This is a genomic window from Candidatus Binatia bacterium, assembly GCA_036493895.1.
GTDB lineage: Bacteria > Desulfobacterota > Binatia > UBA1149 > CAITLU01 > DATNBU01.
Genome location: DASXOZ010000022.1, coordinates 135,170 through 151,320, shown reverse-complemented (window position 1 = coordinate 151,320; position 16,151 = coordinate 135,170). Strand labels below are relative to the sequence as shown.

Here is a 16,151-nt window from a genome sequence, read left to right as displayed (position 1 = left end):
GCGGTAGGCATAGACGTTGGTGACGTTTTCGGAAACGTACGTGCGCTGCACGTACTTCACATTCTCGCGGTACTTGTTGTTGACCGAGTAGCTGCGCTCGGTAAATCCGCGGCCACGCCCGGTGCTGACAATACGCTGGTTGTCGGCTCCGCGTTTTTCGACGGTGCGGTCGCCGCGGCGAAGACCATTGCGGACCTGGAGCTGATCTCCCTTGGAGTCTCTCGCCTGGATGGCCCTGGCACGGCCGCGATTGTCGACCTGCACCTTGGATTGCATCCCGTTTTTCATCGCGAGTTGGCGCTCGGTGCGCTGTGGCTTTTGAGCCTGGGCATTCTTCTGCTGCCCTGGAGCATTTTCGCGGCCATGTCCCGCGTCATTGCCGCGGCCGCGCTCGTTTTCACGGTCGTGTCCGGCGGTGTCGGCGTCACGGCCCGGCTGATTGTCGTGGGCGTATCCCGCGGCCTTAGCGCCATCCCCCGACGTCGGGGACTGGAAGCCGTTGTGCCCGCCCTGTGCCGCGTAGTTCCCCTGATGTCCCGACTGAGCCTGCTGCGGGGACTGGAAGCCGCCGTGGCTGCCCTGTCCCGCGTTGTTCCCCTGATGTCCAGACTGAGCCTGCTGCGGGGACTGGAAGTGGAACCCGCCGCCCTGCCCTTGCTGCTGGGAGTTACCGTGCTGTTGCTGCTGCGGTGACTGGAAATGATTTCCGCCGCCCTGCTGCTGTGGCTGCTGGAAGTTGCTGTGCTGTTGCGACTGCTGGACGTTGTTGTGCTCGGGCTGCGGCTGTTGTTGCTGCTGGTGCTGTTGAGGCACCTGAAAGTCCTGCTGGTGATGTTCACTACTTGCCTGCGCATCTCGTGCGGCCATCTCGGCTCTCGCATCGGCCTCGGCTTCCGCAGCAGCCCGGGCATCGGCGTCGGCCTTCGCTTGCGCAGCAGCCCGGGCATCGGCGTCGGCCTTCGCTTGGGCAGCAGCCCGGGCATCGGCGTCGGCCTTCGCTTGGGCAGCAGCCTGGGCCTCTGCGTCAACCTTGGCTTGCGAAGCAGCGCGGGCATCCGCCTGCGCCCTAGCCGCTGTGATAGCTCGCACATCTAATTTCGCCGCGTCGGACTCGGCTTTAGCCTGGGCCTCTTCTCGCGCGACCTTGGCAGCTGCGGCCAAGCGCGCGTCAGTCGCGTCCTCTGTCAATGCATCGGGCGTCAGGGAGATTGACTCAACCGGCGCCACCGGAGCACCGCGGGCATACCATATCGTCAAAGTTGCAAGAGCGCCGACGAGGGAAGCAAGGCGAAATGGACGGCCCACGCGGCGGCGAGTTTTAGAAGGCGCACTAGCAGCGGAAGTCGGCGGTGCGGCAAGGACTGTCGCGGTATCCTCACGGTCCAGGTTCTCCGAAGAGTCATGCCACGCCGCATGTCCGTCGGAACCTACTCCGACGGGCTCCTGCTGTTTTCGCGAGAGCTCCGAATACGCCAACTCGGCGGGTCTCTCGCGTTCACGAGCACTTGCGACGTCCGGCGAAAACGAGGGGGCATTCTCCTTGTCCTGTTCGCGGCTCAGCACCACTCGCACCGATGCCGCCGGCTGTATGAACACGCCGATCATGAGGTTAGCGACTCGAATTACGCTCCCCTTGATCCCGCGCGTAAACGCTTCGGCCTCGATCGGAATCGTCCCAAGAAAAACAGTATCAGCCGCATAGACTTCAACATTTACCCGGCAGAACCCCGCGCGCTGGGGCGCGAGCAGGAACGCAAGTCGCGCGGAATACGCATCCGGCGGCACATCGATCAGCCGTTCATCGCTGCCCTGGATTTCGAAATCCGGAGCCGCCAGCCTCACGCGCAATCGTGCGGGGAGTTTCCGCCCTGATCGCGGATCGATCGGGTAGTCCACGTGAAGGGGTTCCGATCTCTGTTCAATTTCGTCGGGCGTGCGGATGCTGGGCCACTCCTCGAGTCCGAGAAGCGGCGAGTCGCGGAATCGCACCTGAACGATCAGATCCACGACTCGACCGACTTCGGCCTGACTCGGCATGGCGGCATCGAGTCGGCGCGACTCTGTCACTTGCGAGTACGTGCTCCCCGCGCCGGGAGATGGGACATCAAGTACAAAGGCCGCAGCCATCTCCTCGGCCGACGAGAATCGCCCCGCGGGGTCGAGTGCGAGAGCCCGCAGGATCGTGGCACGCAGCCCGGAATCGAGAAGCAGCTGCGGCAATCCTGCGATGAGCGGATCTGCGCCTCCGCTGGCGACGGCTTTCGCTCGATCGATCGCACCGGGCGGGGCAGTGCCGGAAATGAGGTGGTACAGCGTCGCGCCTAGCGCATAGATATCGCTGCGTGCATCGGTTCCACGCCCCTCGATCTGTTCCAGCGGGGCATAGTGCGGCGTGTACCCGTAGACGCTCAGTTCTTCTTCGGCAGCTACTGTCCTTTGATCTGCCCTTCCTTTCGCCAGACCGAAGTCCAGCAAGAGGATCTCTCCGCGTGGCGTGAGCTTGAGGTTCGCCGGCTTGATGTCGCGATGAATGATCGGCGGATTGTGACCGTGCAGATACTTGAGCGCCTGGAGCACGACCACCGCCCAATGTTCGACGTCCGCTTCATTGCGGGGACCGCCGCGCTTCAATAGAGCTGCCAGATCCTCGCCGTCGATATACTGCATCACAAGGAACCGGCCTTGCGTCTCGACGAAGTAGTCGATCACGACCGGCAGTGCGGGATGCCGCAACGCAGCCAGAAGTTGCGCTTCCCGTTCGAAGGCCTGATCGATGCCAGGTCCTTCTGCGGTCGTGTGCTTGACCGCGACCGTGTTGTGCAGCCTCAGGTCGATCGCTTCGTAGACCGCACCCATTCCGCCCTTCCCGATCGGGCGAAGGATGTGGTAGCGGTCATGGAGAACGGTGCCTGGCTGCAGCACGCGCGCCAGCATATGCGACGGTCTCAGCTATGGCACACGTGCCCGTCCGGCATCGGCGGCAGAGGTTCCATCGCCCTCGATCGCATCGTCGATCGTCACCGCGAAATCTCGCGGCGCCAGCGGGTCCGCTGCCTTCCCGACGAAGGTGCAGTCGGCGAGGAAGCCGCACCGAAAAAGACTGGCGAAGTCCGGAATCGCGCAGTCGCTGATCGCGGGGCCTTCGGTGCCAGCGCGAATTGGCTTGGTCGTCATGGTCGGTTACCAACCGAACCAGCGTCTCGCGCCGGGATCCCGGCATCGCTGGCCCGGCCAGCGTCATTACCTGCGATATCAGCAGCCCGGCCCGGCCGGCAGCCGACGACTTCCGGATCGACGTGACCGAGGCTCGTGGCCCCGACTCCAAGCCGCTGGCCGGCAAGCCTGCTCTCGTCGTTGCCGGCGTGACCTCCCGCTAATCCGGCCGGGTTCGGCCCGGCACGGCGGACATCCGGGTACGTGGCCGCGGCGGGGGCGGCCCGCCCGCCGCGTCGTCCCGGAGGCCTTCCGGGTCTTTTCGCCCAGGACCGGGTTGGCCTTCCGGACGCGATCGGATAAGGTCCGTCGGTTAGCGTGACGATGATCTGCGCCAAAGGCAGGCATCTCGGTCGCAACCGCGCGAACGCGCGAAGGAAGGAGCAACGGATGGAGGTACGAGTCGATGGCTCTCTCGAGCGCGCAATGCGCGTGCTCAAGAAGAAGCTCGCCGCCGAGGGCGTGTTCAAGGAGATGAAGGTTCGCGCTTTTTACGAAAAGCCGAGCGTTCGTCGCAAGCGCAAGCGCCAGGAAGCCGAACGCAAGCGCCGCAAGGCCCTGCGTCGCGCACAGCGCCAGAACCCCTGAGGCGGGCCGGGCCGTCGCGGGCGCCAGTCTTGACCGACTGGGGGGCCTGCGCTACGGTCGCGCGCCGCTCGGGAAAACGCCGAAACGACGCGCCGGTCTTCGGGAAAAGCCTTTCTCCGGAGTTTCCGCAAAGGGGCTTGGGTGGTGAAGGAAGTTGTGGAGATGGAGTTTCCCAAGTGCATGAAGTGCGACGACGGCATTCTCGTCCCGCTTTCCGACTACGGCACCGACGGCGCTTCGGTTCTCTACAAGGCCTGGGTCTGCGTCAATCCTGACTGTGGCTTCTCGCTCCGCATCGACAAGGGGCAGGTCACGTACGGAAAGCGCCTCGAACCGCTCCGCTGACCGACGCAATCATCGCTTAATCCGGACGCGCTCCCGCAGCGCGTCCCGTTGTTTTCGCAGGAGCCAGCAAGGCTCGCGAGGAAGGAACATGTCGGAACCGAAATCGAAGCACATCGTCTGGCACCAGAGCACGGTATCGCGCGCCGAGCGCGAGCAGATCAGCGGCCATCGCGGCTGCACGGTGTGGCTGACCGGCCTTTCCGGTTCGGGCAAGTCCACGATCGCCAACCTGATGGAAAAGGCGCTGTGGGAGCGCGGCGTGCGCAGCTTCGTGCTCGACGGAGACAACATCCGCCACGGCCTCAACAAGGACCTCGGCTTCTCGCCTGCCGATCGCACCGAGAACATCCGCCGCATCGGCGAAGTCGCTGCGCTGTTCACCGACGCCGGCGTCGTCAACGTGACCGCGTTCATTTCGCCGTACCGCGCCGACCGCGAAATCGCGCGCAAGGCGATGCCCGAGGGCTGCTTCGTCGAGGTCTACATCAAGTGCGCGCTCGACGAGTGCGAGAAGCGCGACCCGAAGGGCCTGTACAAGAAAGCCCGCGCCGGCCAGATCCCCGAGTTCACCGGAATCTCCGCCCCATATGAGGCGCCCGACCACGCCGAGCTCGTCGTCGACACGACGGGCCAGACAGCGGAGCAGAGCCTGGCGGCGATCCTCGGTTTCCTCGAGTCCAAGGGGTACGTTCCCAAGGCTTGAAGAGCGCGGTGGCAGCAATGACGACGAAGGGCTCAGGGCCGGCACAGCGCGTCGCGGGGAACTCCCGCTTCGCCGGCGGCCTCGTCGTCGCGCTGGCCTGCCAGCTGCTCGCCGCCATAACCGCCAACGCCGGGACTCTCAGCGGGAAGGTTCGCCTGGCCGGCACCCCGCCTCCCCATCACAAGATCATCATGACGGCCGACCCGGTCTGCGACTCGCTGTATCCGAAAGGCCGCGAGGACGAGATGGTCGTGGCCGACAACTCGGGCGGCCTGGCAAACGTTCTCGTCTACGTGAAATCCGGCCTGCCCGAGAAGTACCGTGCGCCGGCGCCGATCGGAGTCGTCCACATCGACCAGAAGGGCTGCGAGTACGTCCCCCATGTGATCGGCGTGCGCGTCGGCCAGGACATCGAGATCGGCAACGAAGACGCGACCCTGCACAACGTCAACACCAAGGCAGTCCTCAACGAGCCGTTCAACAAAGCCATGGCCGGCAAGGGGCAGGTCCTGAACACGGCGTTCCAGCACGCCGAGGTCGCGGTGAAGTTGAAGTGCGACATCCACCCGTGGATGGCCGCCTACGTGGGCGTTTTCGCGAACCCGTTCTTCGCGGTAACGGGGGCCGACGGCTCCTTCACGATCAACGACGTACCGAAGGGTGACAAGTACACCGTCGAAGCGTGGCACGAGACCCTCGGCACCCAGACCGCAACGATCGCGATAGACGAAAAAAGCCCGGCTAATCTGCAGTTCACCTTCGCTGGAAACTGACCCGCTGCCGGGCTAGACACCCAAGGCTGCGGTCGGCTCCGGGCTCGCCCGGGGCGATCGCCTGAATCGCATTGAATCAGCTGATTCCGCTCGAAGACCTCGTGCAGGCCGTGCTTGCCGCCGGCGCGGCGATTGTCGCGCTGCGCGCGTCTCTGCGTGCGTCGTCGCGCGGGCGCTCGCGTACCGGGGAGCTTGCCTGGTCGGTCGTGGCAATGGCGGTGCTCGTCGGCGCGATGGCAAGTGCCGGAGGTGCGCATGTCCTCTGACGCGCGCCGCTTCGTGCACCGCGTCGCGTGGGTCGCGATGGCAGGGGCCTTCCTTCTCGTGATTGCGGGAGGACTGGTTACCAGCCGCGATGCAGGACTGGCCGTGCCCGACTGGCCCCTCGCCTTCGGTCAGCTCAATCCTCCGCACTGGTTGCAGATGGAGAACGTGCGCACCGAGCACGGGCACCGCATCCTCGCGTTCCTGGTCGCGTCGTGGACGGCGTTCCTGCTCGTCACGGTGCTGCGGCGCGAGCAAAGCCCACTGGTGCGGCGCCTGACGATCGCAGCCGCTGCGCTGGTGATCGTCCAGGCCATTCTCGGCGGCCTGCGCGTGCTCGAGCTTTCGGTGGACCTCGCGATGATCCACGGCGTCGTCGGCCAGCTCTTCTTCTCGAGTCTCGCGGCGGTGGTCGCCGTGACGTCGCCGGTCTGGGAGCAGGACGCAGCCGTGCCCGAGTCCACGCCGGAAAGAGCCAGGGCCCTCGTACTGTTCGTCCTCGTGTTCGCCCAGCTGCTTTTCGGGCTCTTCATCCGCCACCTCGGTGCGGCCGCAAGGCCGCTCGAGGGAACTCCGCTTCTTTACGCGCACGTGCTCGGTGCCGGGCTCGTGCTGTCGGCGATCCTCGACTTCCATTCCAGGACTCCGGCCGACCTGCCGGGGCGGCGCTGGATCATTCCGCTGGTGGCGCTGCAGATTGCGCTCGGAATTGCCGCTTACGTCGCGACCGACGACATGACCTACGACCGCCAGGCCACGTTCCTCGAGGCATGGCTGCCGACTCTTCACGTCGCCGTCGGCGCCGCGCTGCTCGCGACGGTCGTCGTGCGAAACCTCCACGCGTGGCGCTCCCGCATTGCCGACGCGGTACGGGCGCCGGCTTCGGCGGTCGCGACATCGGCCGGCATCGGCGCGGCACTGGGCAAGGCCCTGTGAGCACGCACGCCGTGTCCTCACGACGCCGGTCGGCGGTGGCTGCCGGCTCCGAGGTGTTCCTCGAGCTGATCAAGCCGCGCATCACGATGATGGTGCTGCTGACGGTTGCGGTCGGCTACTTCTGTGCCGGCCCTGCCGCGGCGTCGGGGCTCGGTCTTCTTCACGTGCTGATCGGCACCGCCCTTTCGTGCTCCGGTTCCGGAGCGCTCAACCAGTACCTCGAGCGCGACGTCGACCTTGCGATGGACCGCACCCGCTTCCGTCCCCTGCCCGCCCAGCGCATCTCCAGCGCCGCCGCGGTGTCGCTCGGCGCGGTGCTGTCGCTGTCCGGCGTGCTGTACCTGGCGGCGACCGTAGGAATACTTCCTGCGTCGATCGATGCGCTGACTCTGGTGAGCTACCTGTTCCTGTACACGCCGATGAAGCGCGTGCATCCGATCTCGACGCTTGCCGGCGCGATTCCCGGTGCATTGCCGCCCGTCATCGGCTGGGCCGCTGCAAGCGGGCACGTCGGCGGCGGCGCAGTCGTGCTGTTCTCGATCCTGTTCCTCTGGCAGGTGCCGCATTTCCTCGCGATCGGACGCATGTACCGCGACGACTACGCGAAGGCCGGCTTTCCCATGCTCGTCGTGATCGATCGCGACGGCGACGCGACCTCCCGGTTGATGCTGCTCTACGCTGTCGTGCTGATCCCGGTGTCGCTGGTGCTCGTGCGCACCGGCTCGGCCGGCCACCTCTACTTCTGGAGCGCGCTGGCAGCAGGACTCTTCTACGCCCGTGCGGCGTGGCAGGCAGGCGCCGACCGTTCGCGCCAGGCAGCGCGAAAGCTGCTGCTGGCTTCGGTCGTGTACCTGCCGGTTCTGTTCGCCGCCTTGCTTGCCGAGCACGCATGGAGCGCGCTTCGGGGACTGGTGTGACCGACCCCATCGTGCGGGTCCGTGACCTGCGCCACCGGTACGGCGATCACGTTGCGCTCGACGGTATTTCGTTCGACGTCGCCGAAGGCGAGGTCTTCGGCGTGCTGGGCCCCAACGGCAGCGGCAAGACCACGACGTTTCGCGTTCTCTCGACCCTGCTGGCGCCACAATCGGGACACGTCGAGATTGCCGGCAGCGACGCGGCCTCCGATCTCTCGCGAGTGCGCAGAACCATCGGCGTCGTGTTCCAGTCGCCCAGTCTCGACGTCAAGCTGACGGTGCGCGAGAACCTCGAGTGCCACGGCAACCTGTACGGGCTTTCGGGCGCCGATCTCGCTCGACGCATCGATTCCGGCCTTGCGGCCCTCGGCGTGGCCGATCGCGCGGGCGTCTACGTCGAAACGCTGTCGGGCGGACTCAAGCGCCGCGTCGAGCTCGCCAAGGGACTGCTGTGCGAGCCTCGCATCCTCATTCTCGACGAGCCTTCGACAGGGCTCGACCCCGGCGCACGCCGCGACCTGTGGGACTACGTCCTCGGACTTCGTCGCGACCACGGCACCACCGTGCTCGTGACGACGCACCTGATGGACGAAGCCGAGCGCTGCGACCGGCTGGCGATCCTGGATCGCGGCCGCATCGTCGCGACCGGCACTCCCGACGAGCTGCGCCACCGAATCGGCGGCGATGTCCTGACGATCCGCAGCAGCGACCTTGCGCAGCTCCAGGGCGAGATCGAATCGCGCTGGAGCGTGCGCAGCACCCGCATCGACGGCTCCCTTCGCGTCGAGCACCCGGAGGCGCGTTCCCTGCTGCGCGAGATCTACGACGCGTTTCCCGGCCGCATCGAATCGATCCAGCTCGCCAGGCCCACTCTCGAGGACGTCTTCATCCGCGAGACCGGGCACGAGCTCGGCAGCGGGCAGGACTGAGCGATGGCGACGGGCACCATGCTTGCCAGTTACGCGCTGGCGCGCCGCGAAGTCGTCCGCTTTCTTCGCCAGCGAAACCGCGTGACCGGTGCCCTCGTGCAGCCGGTGTTGTTCTGGGTGCTCTTCGGCGCGGGCCTGAGCCCTTCGTTCCGCAGCGGCTCGGTCGGCTACAGCGAATACTTCTTTCCGGGCGTGATCGTGATGATCGTGCTGTTCACGGCGATCTTCGCGACGATCTCGATCATCGACGATCGCAACACCGGATTCCTGCAGGGCGTACTGGTCGCGCCGGTGCCGCGCTCGGCAATCGTGCTCGGCAAGATCGGCGGCACCACGGTGCTTGCCGTCGGGCAGGCGCTGCTGGTCGCGGCCGCAGCGCCCCTGTTCGGCATGTCGATCGGCTTCGGCGGAGTGCTCGCGTCGATTCCCGTTCTCGTGCTCGTCTCCATCTCGCTGGCAGGCCTCGGGCTGTGGATCGCGTGGCGCATGGATTCCACGCAGGGTTTCCACGCGATCATGATGTCGGTGCTGATGCCGATGTGGCTGCTGTCGGGCGCGTTCTTTCCGCCGGGCGGCACGCCTTCGTGGCTCTCCATCATCATCGCATGCAATCCCCTGACGTACGGTGTCGCGCTGCTGCGCCACGCGCTCTACCTCGGCAGCCCGGCGGCAACGGCATTGCTGCCGCCGGCGTCTGCGTGCCTCATGGTCACGCTGCTGTTCGCCGTAGCGACCGTCGCCGGGGCTTCCTCGGCCGCGCGGGTGCGCGGCTCGGGCAGCCTTCCCTGAAGGCCTGGATCAACTGCCGATGAAGCGGGCAATCCGCGCCGGAGCGCTCCTCGTCCTCGTTGCCGCCCTCGCGCTCGCCCTGCCGGTGCGGCGCTGGCTCGGACTGGAGCCCGAGCTTCCGGTGCTCGGCCAGGCGCCCGAGTTCCATCTCGTTGCCGACGACGGTTCTGCGTTTGCGTCTTCGTTGCTGGACGGTCGGGTGTGGGTGGCGAGCTTCCTCTACACGAGCTGCCCCGGCCCCTGCCCTCGCCTGGTCGAGCGACTGAAGCAGGTTCGACGCACCGTGCCCGTTTCCAGCATGGCCATCATCTCGATCAGCGTCGATCCGGACACCGATACGGCGCCTGTGCTTGCCGGGTACAAGACCAAGCACGCGATCGCCTCCAGCGATGCGTGGACGTTCCTTACCGGACCTTCTGCCGACGTCATTCCGCTCGTGCAGCGCGGTTTTCTTACCGGCGTCAGCCGCGACGGGGCTCCGGGTGAAGAAGGTGCCGTCGCGCACGGAACACGTGTCGCGCTGATCGACGGGCAGCACCGCATTCGCGGCTTCTATGCGACCGAGGAAGACAGCGAGCTGTCGCGACTCGAGCGCGACGCCGCCGCGCTTGCCGCGGCGGAAAGCGGCACTCGCTGAGACCCGCGCCGGCTACGGCGCCGCACGGCGCCGAAACAGCGTCGCTGCCTTCGATTGCCGCAGCAGCTCCCAGTCCGGACTGCTCCGCAGGTAGGAATCGAACGGCGAGCCCGGAAGCACAAGGGCAAGATCGAACCCGTACTGGTTGCCCCACTGCTCGAACACCGTCATGTCGCCGGCCAGCGCCCTGCTGTATTCGGCCAGCCGCGCGTCACCGTACAGCTCGCAGCGGTCGTCGATGAAGACGCCGATTCCGGGCGTGAAATAGATCAGGAATCCGCCGAACAACATCTCGTTGAACACCGGCGCGCCCGGTCCACGAGCCTGCTCGTACGCGTGCAGGTCGCCGAGCATGCCGACCGGCCACCAGTCGGGATCCAGCCGGTTCCAGCCGTGGCCGATCACCGGCACATCGATGCGCGCAATCTCGAGCACGAGACAGATCCCGACGAGCGCGGCCGGAAGTGCCATGCGCCGCGCCGGCGCGTCCGGTGCGCGTACGGCGGGCTTCAGCAGCTCGCTTCCGTGATGCGTGAGCCAGCGGATCCAGCGTACTTCGTGGAACATTTCTGCCAGCGCCAGCGCCGCGGCCATCGCGAACAGCGGTCCGTGGCGCACGCGCGAGCATGCCATCGCCAGCCAGACCAGGGGCAGCAGCCACGTCACGCGCAGGCGGCGCCACGGAACGCCGATCAACGCGGCGACGAAGACGGCGCCAAATCCGACGAGGAACCAGCTCGCGGGATCGGAGAAGCTGACCGGAGCGTGTTCCATCATCAGGCGCGCAATTTCCGGCGAGCTGACGACCGAGAACCATTGGCGCACCAGTCCGCTGCCAAGCGGCCCGTACGGATTGACGAACAGCGCCGCGATGCACGCCGCCACCAGGCCGCATACGGCCGCCAGGCTTCGAAGCGACGAAATCGGCGAAGGCCAGCCGAGAAGCGGCGCTAGCGTCCAGCCCGCGGCGCAGATCGCGATCGTGGCCACGCCGCCGACGACGGCGCCGTGCACGTTCGCCCACACGACGATCGCCGGCACGAGCCAGAACATGCGGACAAGCGGGATGCGACCGGCTTCGAAATCGACCAGCCGCGCGTACATCCATCCGAAGATCGCGAACGTGACGACGAGCGGACGGGGCTGGAACTGGTACGCCGTCGCGGCGACGGTGAACGTCACCACGAGGATCGCGGCTTCCGGCTGCAATCTTGCGTGGAGAAGGCGACGCGTGACCCACGCGTAAAGCGCGGCAAGCGATGCCGCCGTCGCCAGCAGCAGGGTATCGAAGCCGTCGATCCTCTGAATGAGCGCCTGCACGATGTCGAAGAGCCACGCGTGCGCGAGCCACTGCTTGCCGGGGAACGTCGAGCTGAACGTGTCGGTGCGGATCAGCGTGCCGGTCTCGAGCACGTGATTGCCGACGCGAAGATGCCAGAACACGCCGGGGTCGTGCATCAGCGACGACGGCCCTACCGCCATCAGCGCAAGGAAAAGCACGACGAACACGACGACGTCGGTCGTCACGATGTTCTTCCACGCTTTCACGCCGCTTCCCCGGCCGATCGCGCGCGCTGCTCGCGTGGGCAGCGCAGCGCGGCGACGAACATCAGCGACCAGAGCGCGAGGCCGGCACAAGACAGCAGCTTGCCGTAGCGCAGGCTGTCCGGATCGAAGACCAGGCTTACGTCCGACCGGCCTTCGGGCACGAGCACGCCGAGCATGTCACCGTCGACACGAAGCGAGGAGGTCGCCCGGCCGTCCACCCGCGCCTTCCAGCCTTCGTGGAAGCGCTCGGCGACGACGAGGAGCTGTTGGTGGGGCGCGTCCGCGCGGACCTCGATGTCACCGGGACGGTCGCGCAGCAACTCGGCCTTGCCAACGGTGCCACCGACGTCGACAGGTTGCGCCACGAAAGCCGTCTGCGCCGCCTCCGCTGCCGGCAGCGCCTCCAGGTCGGTCGCGGGATCCGTGCTGACGACGGCTCTCGATGCCAGGCGCACTCGCGGCATCGGGTCCGGCACGGCGTACCAGCGCGAATCCAGCGGTCGCAGCCCCTCGATCGGCATCGGGCCGGGCATTCTCCAGACCTTCTCGACCGCTTGCAGGCGCAACGTCCCGAGATTGCCCGCGGGAAGCACGCTGGCCGGCATCAGTGCCGCGTAGCCGTCCGAGAGATGCCAGCCGCGCATCAGCAGCGCATTGCCGGTGTAGCTGCCCGTCGCCTGCGGCTGCAGCGTCGCGATGCGACCGGTGCCCGACGCCGTCGGCAGTCCGGCCAACAGTTCTTCGAGCGGGGCGGAGGCCGGCCACACCAGAAAGCTCATCCCGTAGCTGCCGAGATCGGCGGCAGTGAGCACGACGAGCAGCGCGAGGGCCGGTCGCCATCCCCGCAGCGCGGCAGCGAGCAGAACGGCTGCGAGCGACAGCAGCGCGGGGCCGACCAGCGCTCCGGCCACCGTGCCGACGCGCCCGGCATCCATCGTCACGTGCAGCTCGAGCGCGACTGCGGCGCTGAACAGTGCGAGCTTCCAGCCGACGTCGCTGCGCGCCTTCGCAGTGCCGGGGCTCCACGCGGCCAGACGTGCGAGCGCCGCGGCAGCAAGCATCGCGATGGCAAGGTGCACGAGCAGAAGGTAGCGGGCCGACGCGCGAAACGATCCCACGACCGGCAAGTACGTCTGCAGCGTGTAGAGGCCGCCGTAGTGTCCGAGGGCCATCACGAATGCGACGACCCCGAAGATCCCGATTGCGGTCGTTGCGCGGCGCCGCCCGCCGGTCTCGGCCTCCTGCACGAACATCCAGAACACCAGCAGCAGTGGAACCGCGCCGGCATACGCGGCGAACTCGGCGGTGTTGACGGTGTCGACGCGGTCGCGAAACAGGTACGGCCCGACGAGCTGGGCAAGATTGACCGGGTGCAGCGGTGCGACGTTGGCCGCATCGTCCCACTGCAACCGCTGCGAATGCCCGAGATGATCCCACGTCGGAAGGAGCTGTACGGAGCCGATCAGCGCACCGAGCGCCGCGGCAGCGGCAAAATACGCGATTCCTTTCCACTCGCGCCATCCACGCCGCGTCGATCCCTCCAGAAGCACGCCGGCCATCGATGCCCACGCCGTTGCGGCAACGGCGCAGATCCATACGTACTGCGGATGCCCGCACAGGCATTGCGACGCGACGAGCATGGCGGCGGCGCACCACGCGAGACGGCGGCGACGACGTCCTTCGTCGCGAACCCCGATATCGATCGCGAGCAGCAGCCACGGAAGATGCGCGACGACGGCGATGCCGTTGACGTGCATGAAATGCATCATGCACGACGCCGAGAACGTGAAGGTCATCGCGCCGAAGAGCGCGGCGTAAAGCGGTGCCCGCGCCGGGCCCGGCCGCGGATCGATGCCGAGGCCGGGCCGAAGCAGCAGCACCACCATGCCCGCGAACATCAGCGGATAGCTCGCGAAGACTTCGAGGTTGAACGCGACCGGGAAGTCGAGCCAGCGGTACAGCAGCAGGTGCAGCGGGTGCCAGGTGCCCGCCTGCCCTTCTCCGGTCAGGTAGAACCCGCAGAACAGGCCCGGCAGCCAGTCGAAGGCGTCGCCGTTCCTCAGCGCGTTCCAGTAGAACCACCGAAGCGGCAGGTGGAAGGCGCCGAGGTCGTCTCCTGCGTACACGCGCCCCGCCAGCGCAGGCCACGCCAGGGCTGCCAGCAGCGCGACGGACGAGGCCGCCGCCCATGCTGTCAGACCGGCCCCGCCGCCGGACTCCGTCTTCCCCGCGCCTCCCACGTAGCTGCCGGCAACTCTGGATCGGGGCGGCAGTCCTTGCCACCGCCATCGACGTGCCGCTGCGGGTTTCGCGCAGGCCCAGGTGCATCGACCGCGACGCCGGAGCGAAATCCATAGTGGTCCCGCATTCTCCGGCAGTAGCCGGAAAACCCCGGACAGGACGTTTTCGGCGGCCGGGCACGCGGGATTTGCGCAGCGGTCCCGCATTTGCCGGCGACCTCTGGCATACTCGGGGGGCCGTGGCTCGTCCCGTCATCGTCGTCCCCTGTTATGACGAGGCGGAGCGCCTCGACCCCGGCGAAATCCTGCGTCTTGCCGAGACGGTCGACGTGCACCTTGCCGATGATGGCTCGCGGGACCGCACCGCCGATGTTTTCGCGAAAATCGCAGCCGACTCCGCCGGCAGGGTCGTCGCGGTCTCCAACGGCCGCAATCTCGGCAAGGCCGAGACGGTGCGGCGCCACATGCTCGCGGCCTGCCACGAAGGGGCCTCTGCCGTCGGCTTTCTCGATGCCGACCTGGCTACTCCCGTCGCCGAGCTGCGACGGATCCTTCAAGTATTCGAGGCACGCCGCGCCGAAGCCGCGACGGGAGCGCGCATCGCGCTGGCCGGACGCGACATCCGGCGCTCGGCCGCCCGGCACTACGCCGGCCGCGTCTTCTCGACGTTCGCGTCGCTGGCGATCGGCACGACGTACTACGACACCCAGTGCGGCGCGAAGGTTTTTCGCAACTCCGAAGCTCTGCGCGCAGCGCTGGCCGAGCCGTTCCTGTCGCGCTGGGCCTTCGACGTCGAGCTTCTCGGGCGCCTGCTGGCCGGCGCTCCCGCCGTCGCGCCGGTCGCCGCGTCCTCGCTCGTCGAGGTCCCGCTCGAGGTGTGGCACGACGTGGCCGGCTCCAAGCTGACGCTGTCGGATTCGTGGAGGAGCGGGCTCGAGCTCGCGCTGATCTGGCGCGACCTTCGCCGGAGGCGCCGGCGTTGAGCGACGCGGACCCAGCGACGACCGCATTGCGGGAGCGCGGCGTCGGCCGAGGTGCGCTCGCCGACCTTCGCTCCGCGCTCGACCGCGTGACGCGGCCTCCGCTTGCGACGGCAGTTGCCGCGCTGATGCTCGCGCTACTCGTCGTCGTCGTCGCGGGCCATATCGCGACGCTCGCTGCTCCGTCGCACGGGAACATCGAGACGGGCACCGGTGATTTCCTCGCCTTCTGGACCGGCGCGACAATGATCCACGACGGCCACGGCACCGCTCTCTACGAAATCGCCGCGCAGCGGGAGCTGCAGGCGCGCATCCTCGGCGGTGCTTCGCCCGAGCTGCAACCGTACCTGAATCCTCCGCTGCTGGCGCTGCTGCTCTCTCCGCTCGTCGTTCTCGGCTACGTGCGCGGCTTCCTCGTGTTCATCGTGGCGTGCGCGATGGCGCTCGCCGCCGGGCTCGCGATGCTGCTGCGCGTGCTTCCGGCAATTCGCGCGCGGGCGTGGGGAACGTGGACGCTGGTTTTCGCGATCGCGAGCTTCCAGCCGATGCTGCAGACGACGTTCGGCGGCCAGAACACGCCGATCAGTTTCGCGCTCCTTGCCGCGCTTGCCGCGTCGCTTCGCCGCGGCAGCACCGCCGGCGTCGCGCTCGCGCTCGGCCTGCTGAGCTACAAACCGCAGTACGCTGTCGGCATCGGTGCAGCGCTTCTCGTCGGCGGGTGCTGGAGAGCGCTTGCCGGAGCAGGCGCCGTGGCCGCGGCGCACTGGCTCGCCGGCACGCTGGTGTGCGGACTGGCGTGGCCCGCACAGATGCTCGACTTCCTGCGCATCTACCGCCCGGCAGAGCTTCGCGAAAACCTCGCCGAGCATTTTTCGTGGGTGAGAACGGCCGATTTCCTGTTTCCGAGCCCGCTCGACACGGTTCTCGCCGTCCTCGGCGTTGTCGCCATCGTCGCGCTGTGGTGGCGCTACCGCGCGCTGGCTCGCGAGGGAGCTCCCGCGTGGACGGCGCTGGCCGTCACCGGAACGATGCTCGCCAGCCCTCACGAGCAGTACTATGACGCCGCGCTGTTGGTGCTTCCGGTCGCGCTGCTCGTCGAGCACGGGCTCGCCCGCGACCGTTCCCCTTCGCTGGCGGCTCGGATCGCGCTCGCGGCAGTGTACGTCGGATATCCGCTGTGGGAATGGGCACCGACTCTCGGAATCCAGCCGCTTTTCCTCGTGCTCGCGGCGCTGTTCGCGTGGTCGGTATCGGCCTGCCGCGAAGCCGCCGCTGCGGCGCCAGCCTGA

Annotated in this window: 17 protein-coding genes; 13 read left to right on the top strand and 4 right to left on the bottom strand. The window is 67.3% G+C overall.

Annotation, left to right across the window (positions count from 1 at the left end):
* Both VGK20_06480 and VGK20_06475 read right to left on the bottom strand, forming a co-directional pair.
* On the bottom strand, positions 1–2,934 hold a 2,934-nt coding region (locus VGK20_06480; GenBank protein ID HEY2773680.1), incomplete at its 3' end, for a serine/threonine-protein kinase.
* A 15-nt stretch (positions 2,935–2,949) separates the two neighbouring features.
* On the bottom strand, positions 2,950–3,174 hold the full coding sequence (locus VGK20_06475) for a hypothetical protein (protein ID HEY2773679.1): 225 nt from the start codon (positions 3,172–3,174) through the stop codon (positions 2,950–2,952).
* Between VGK20_06475 and VGK20_06470 the strand changes: the two genes are divergently transcribed.
* From VGK20_06470 to VGK20_06420, 11 genes are all read left to right on the top strand, one after another.
* Positions 3,159–3,377 (top strand): hypothetical protein, encoded by a 219-nt coding sequence (locus VGK20_06470; protein HEY2773678.1) that lies wholly within the window; start codon positions 3,159–3,161, stop codon positions 3,375–3,377. The two genes, VGK20_06475 and VGK20_06470, sit on opposite strands and share 16 nt — an antisense overlap.
* 226 nt (positions 3,378–3,603) lie before the next feature.
* Positions 3,604–3,801, top strand: a complete 198-nt coding sequence (gene rpsU, locus VGK20_06465) for a 30S ribosomal protein S21 (GenBank protein HEY2773677.1) — start codon at positions 3,604–3,606, stop codon at positions 3,799–3,801.
* A gap of 162 nt (positions 3,802–3,963) precedes the next feature.
* The gene (locus tag VGK20_06460; protein HEY2773676.1) at positions 3,964–4,146 is read left to right on the top strand and encodes a hypothetical protein; all 183 of its coding nucleotides are present in this window, start codon (positions 3,964–3,966) and stop codon (positions 4,144–4,146) included.
* 88 nt (positions 4,147–4,234) lie between these two features.
* Complete coding sequence (cysC, locus tag VGK20_06455; GenBank protein ID HEY2773675.1) at positions 4,235–4,849, top strand: adenylyl-sulfate kinase; 615 nt, start codon at positions 4,235–4,237, stop codon at positions 4,847–4,849.
* An 8-nt stretch (positions 4,850–4,857) separates the two neighbouring features.
* Positions 4,858–5,622: a carboxypeptidase regulatory-like domain-containing protein gene (locus tag VGK20_06450; protein HEY2773674.1), complete on the top strand. Its 765-nt coding sequence runs from the start codon at positions 4,858–4,860 to the stop codon at positions 5,620–5,622.
* 71 nt (positions 5,623–5,693) lie between these two features.
* On the top strand, positions 5,694–5,888 hold the full coding sequence (locus VGK20_06445) for a hypothetical protein (protein ID HEY2773673.1): 195 nt from the start codon (positions 5,694–5,696) through the stop codon (positions 5,886–5,888).
* Positions 5,878–6,822 (top strand): COX15/CtaA family protein, encoded by a 945-nt coding sequence (locus tag VGK20_06440; GenBank protein HEY2773672.1) that lies wholly within the window; start codon positions 5,878–5,880, stop codon positions 6,820–6,822. Before VGK20_06445 ends, VGK20_06440 begins: the two co-directional genes overlap by 11 nt.
* An 11-nt stretch (positions 6,823–6,833) precedes the next feature.
* On the top strand, positions 6,834–7,739 hold the full coding sequence (cyoE, locus tag VGK20_06435) for a heme o synthase (protein ID HEY2773671.1): 906 nt from the start codon (positions 6,834–6,836) through the stop codon (positions 7,737–7,739).
* Positions 7,736–8,668, top strand: a complete 933-nt coding sequence (locus VGK20_06430; GenBank protein ID HEY2773670.1) for an ABC transporter ATP-binding protein — start codon at positions 7,736–7,738, stop codon at positions 8,666–8,668. The genes cyoE and VGK20_06430 overlap by 4 nt, the downstream gene beginning before the upstream one ends.
* A 3-nt stretch (positions 8,669–8,671) precedes the next feature.
* Entirely contained in the window at positions 8,672–9,457 is a 786-nt protein-coding gene (locus VGK20_06425; protein ID HEY2773669.1) for an ABC transporter permease, read from the top strand.
* Between the two features lie 19 nt (positions 9,458–9,476).
* Positions 9,477–10,094, top strand: coding sequence for an SCO family protein (locus VGK20_06420; GenBank protein ID HEY2773668.1), 618 nt, complete (start codon positions 9,477–9,479; stop codon positions 10,092–10,094).
* A 12-nt stretch (positions 10,095–10,106) separates the two neighbouring features.
* Here VGK20_06420 and VGK20_06415 read toward each other — a convergent pair whose 3' ends face one another.
* Positions 10,107–11,642, bottom strand: coding sequence for a hypothetical protein (locus VGK20_06415; GenBank protein HEY2773667.1), 1,536 nt, complete (start codon positions 11,640–11,642; stop codon positions 10,107–10,109).
* Positions 11,639–13,882 (bottom strand): hypothetical protein, encoded by a 2,244-nt coding sequence (locus VGK20_06410; protein HEY2773666.1) that lies wholly within the window; start codon positions 13,880–13,882, stop codon positions 11,639–11,641. Before VGK20_06410 ends, VGK20_06415 begins: the two co-directional genes overlap by 4 nt.
* A 239-nt stretch (positions 13,883–14,121) precedes the next feature.
* Between VGK20_06410 and VGK20_06405 the strand changes: the two genes are divergently transcribed.
* Both VGK20_06405 and VGK20_06400 read left to right on the top strand, forming a co-directional pair.
* Entirely contained in the window at positions 14,122–14,865 is a 744-nt protein-coding gene (locus tag VGK20_06405) for a glycosyltransferase (protein HEY2773665.1), read from the top strand.
* The gene (locus tag VGK20_06400) at positions 14,862–16,151 is read left to right on the top strand and encodes a glycosyltransferase family 87 protein (GenBank protein HEY2773664.1); all 1,290 of its coding nucleotides are present in this window, start codon (positions 14,862–14,864) and stop codon (positions 16,149–16,151) included. The genes VGK20_06405 and VGK20_06400 overlap by 4 nt, the downstream gene beginning before the upstream one ends.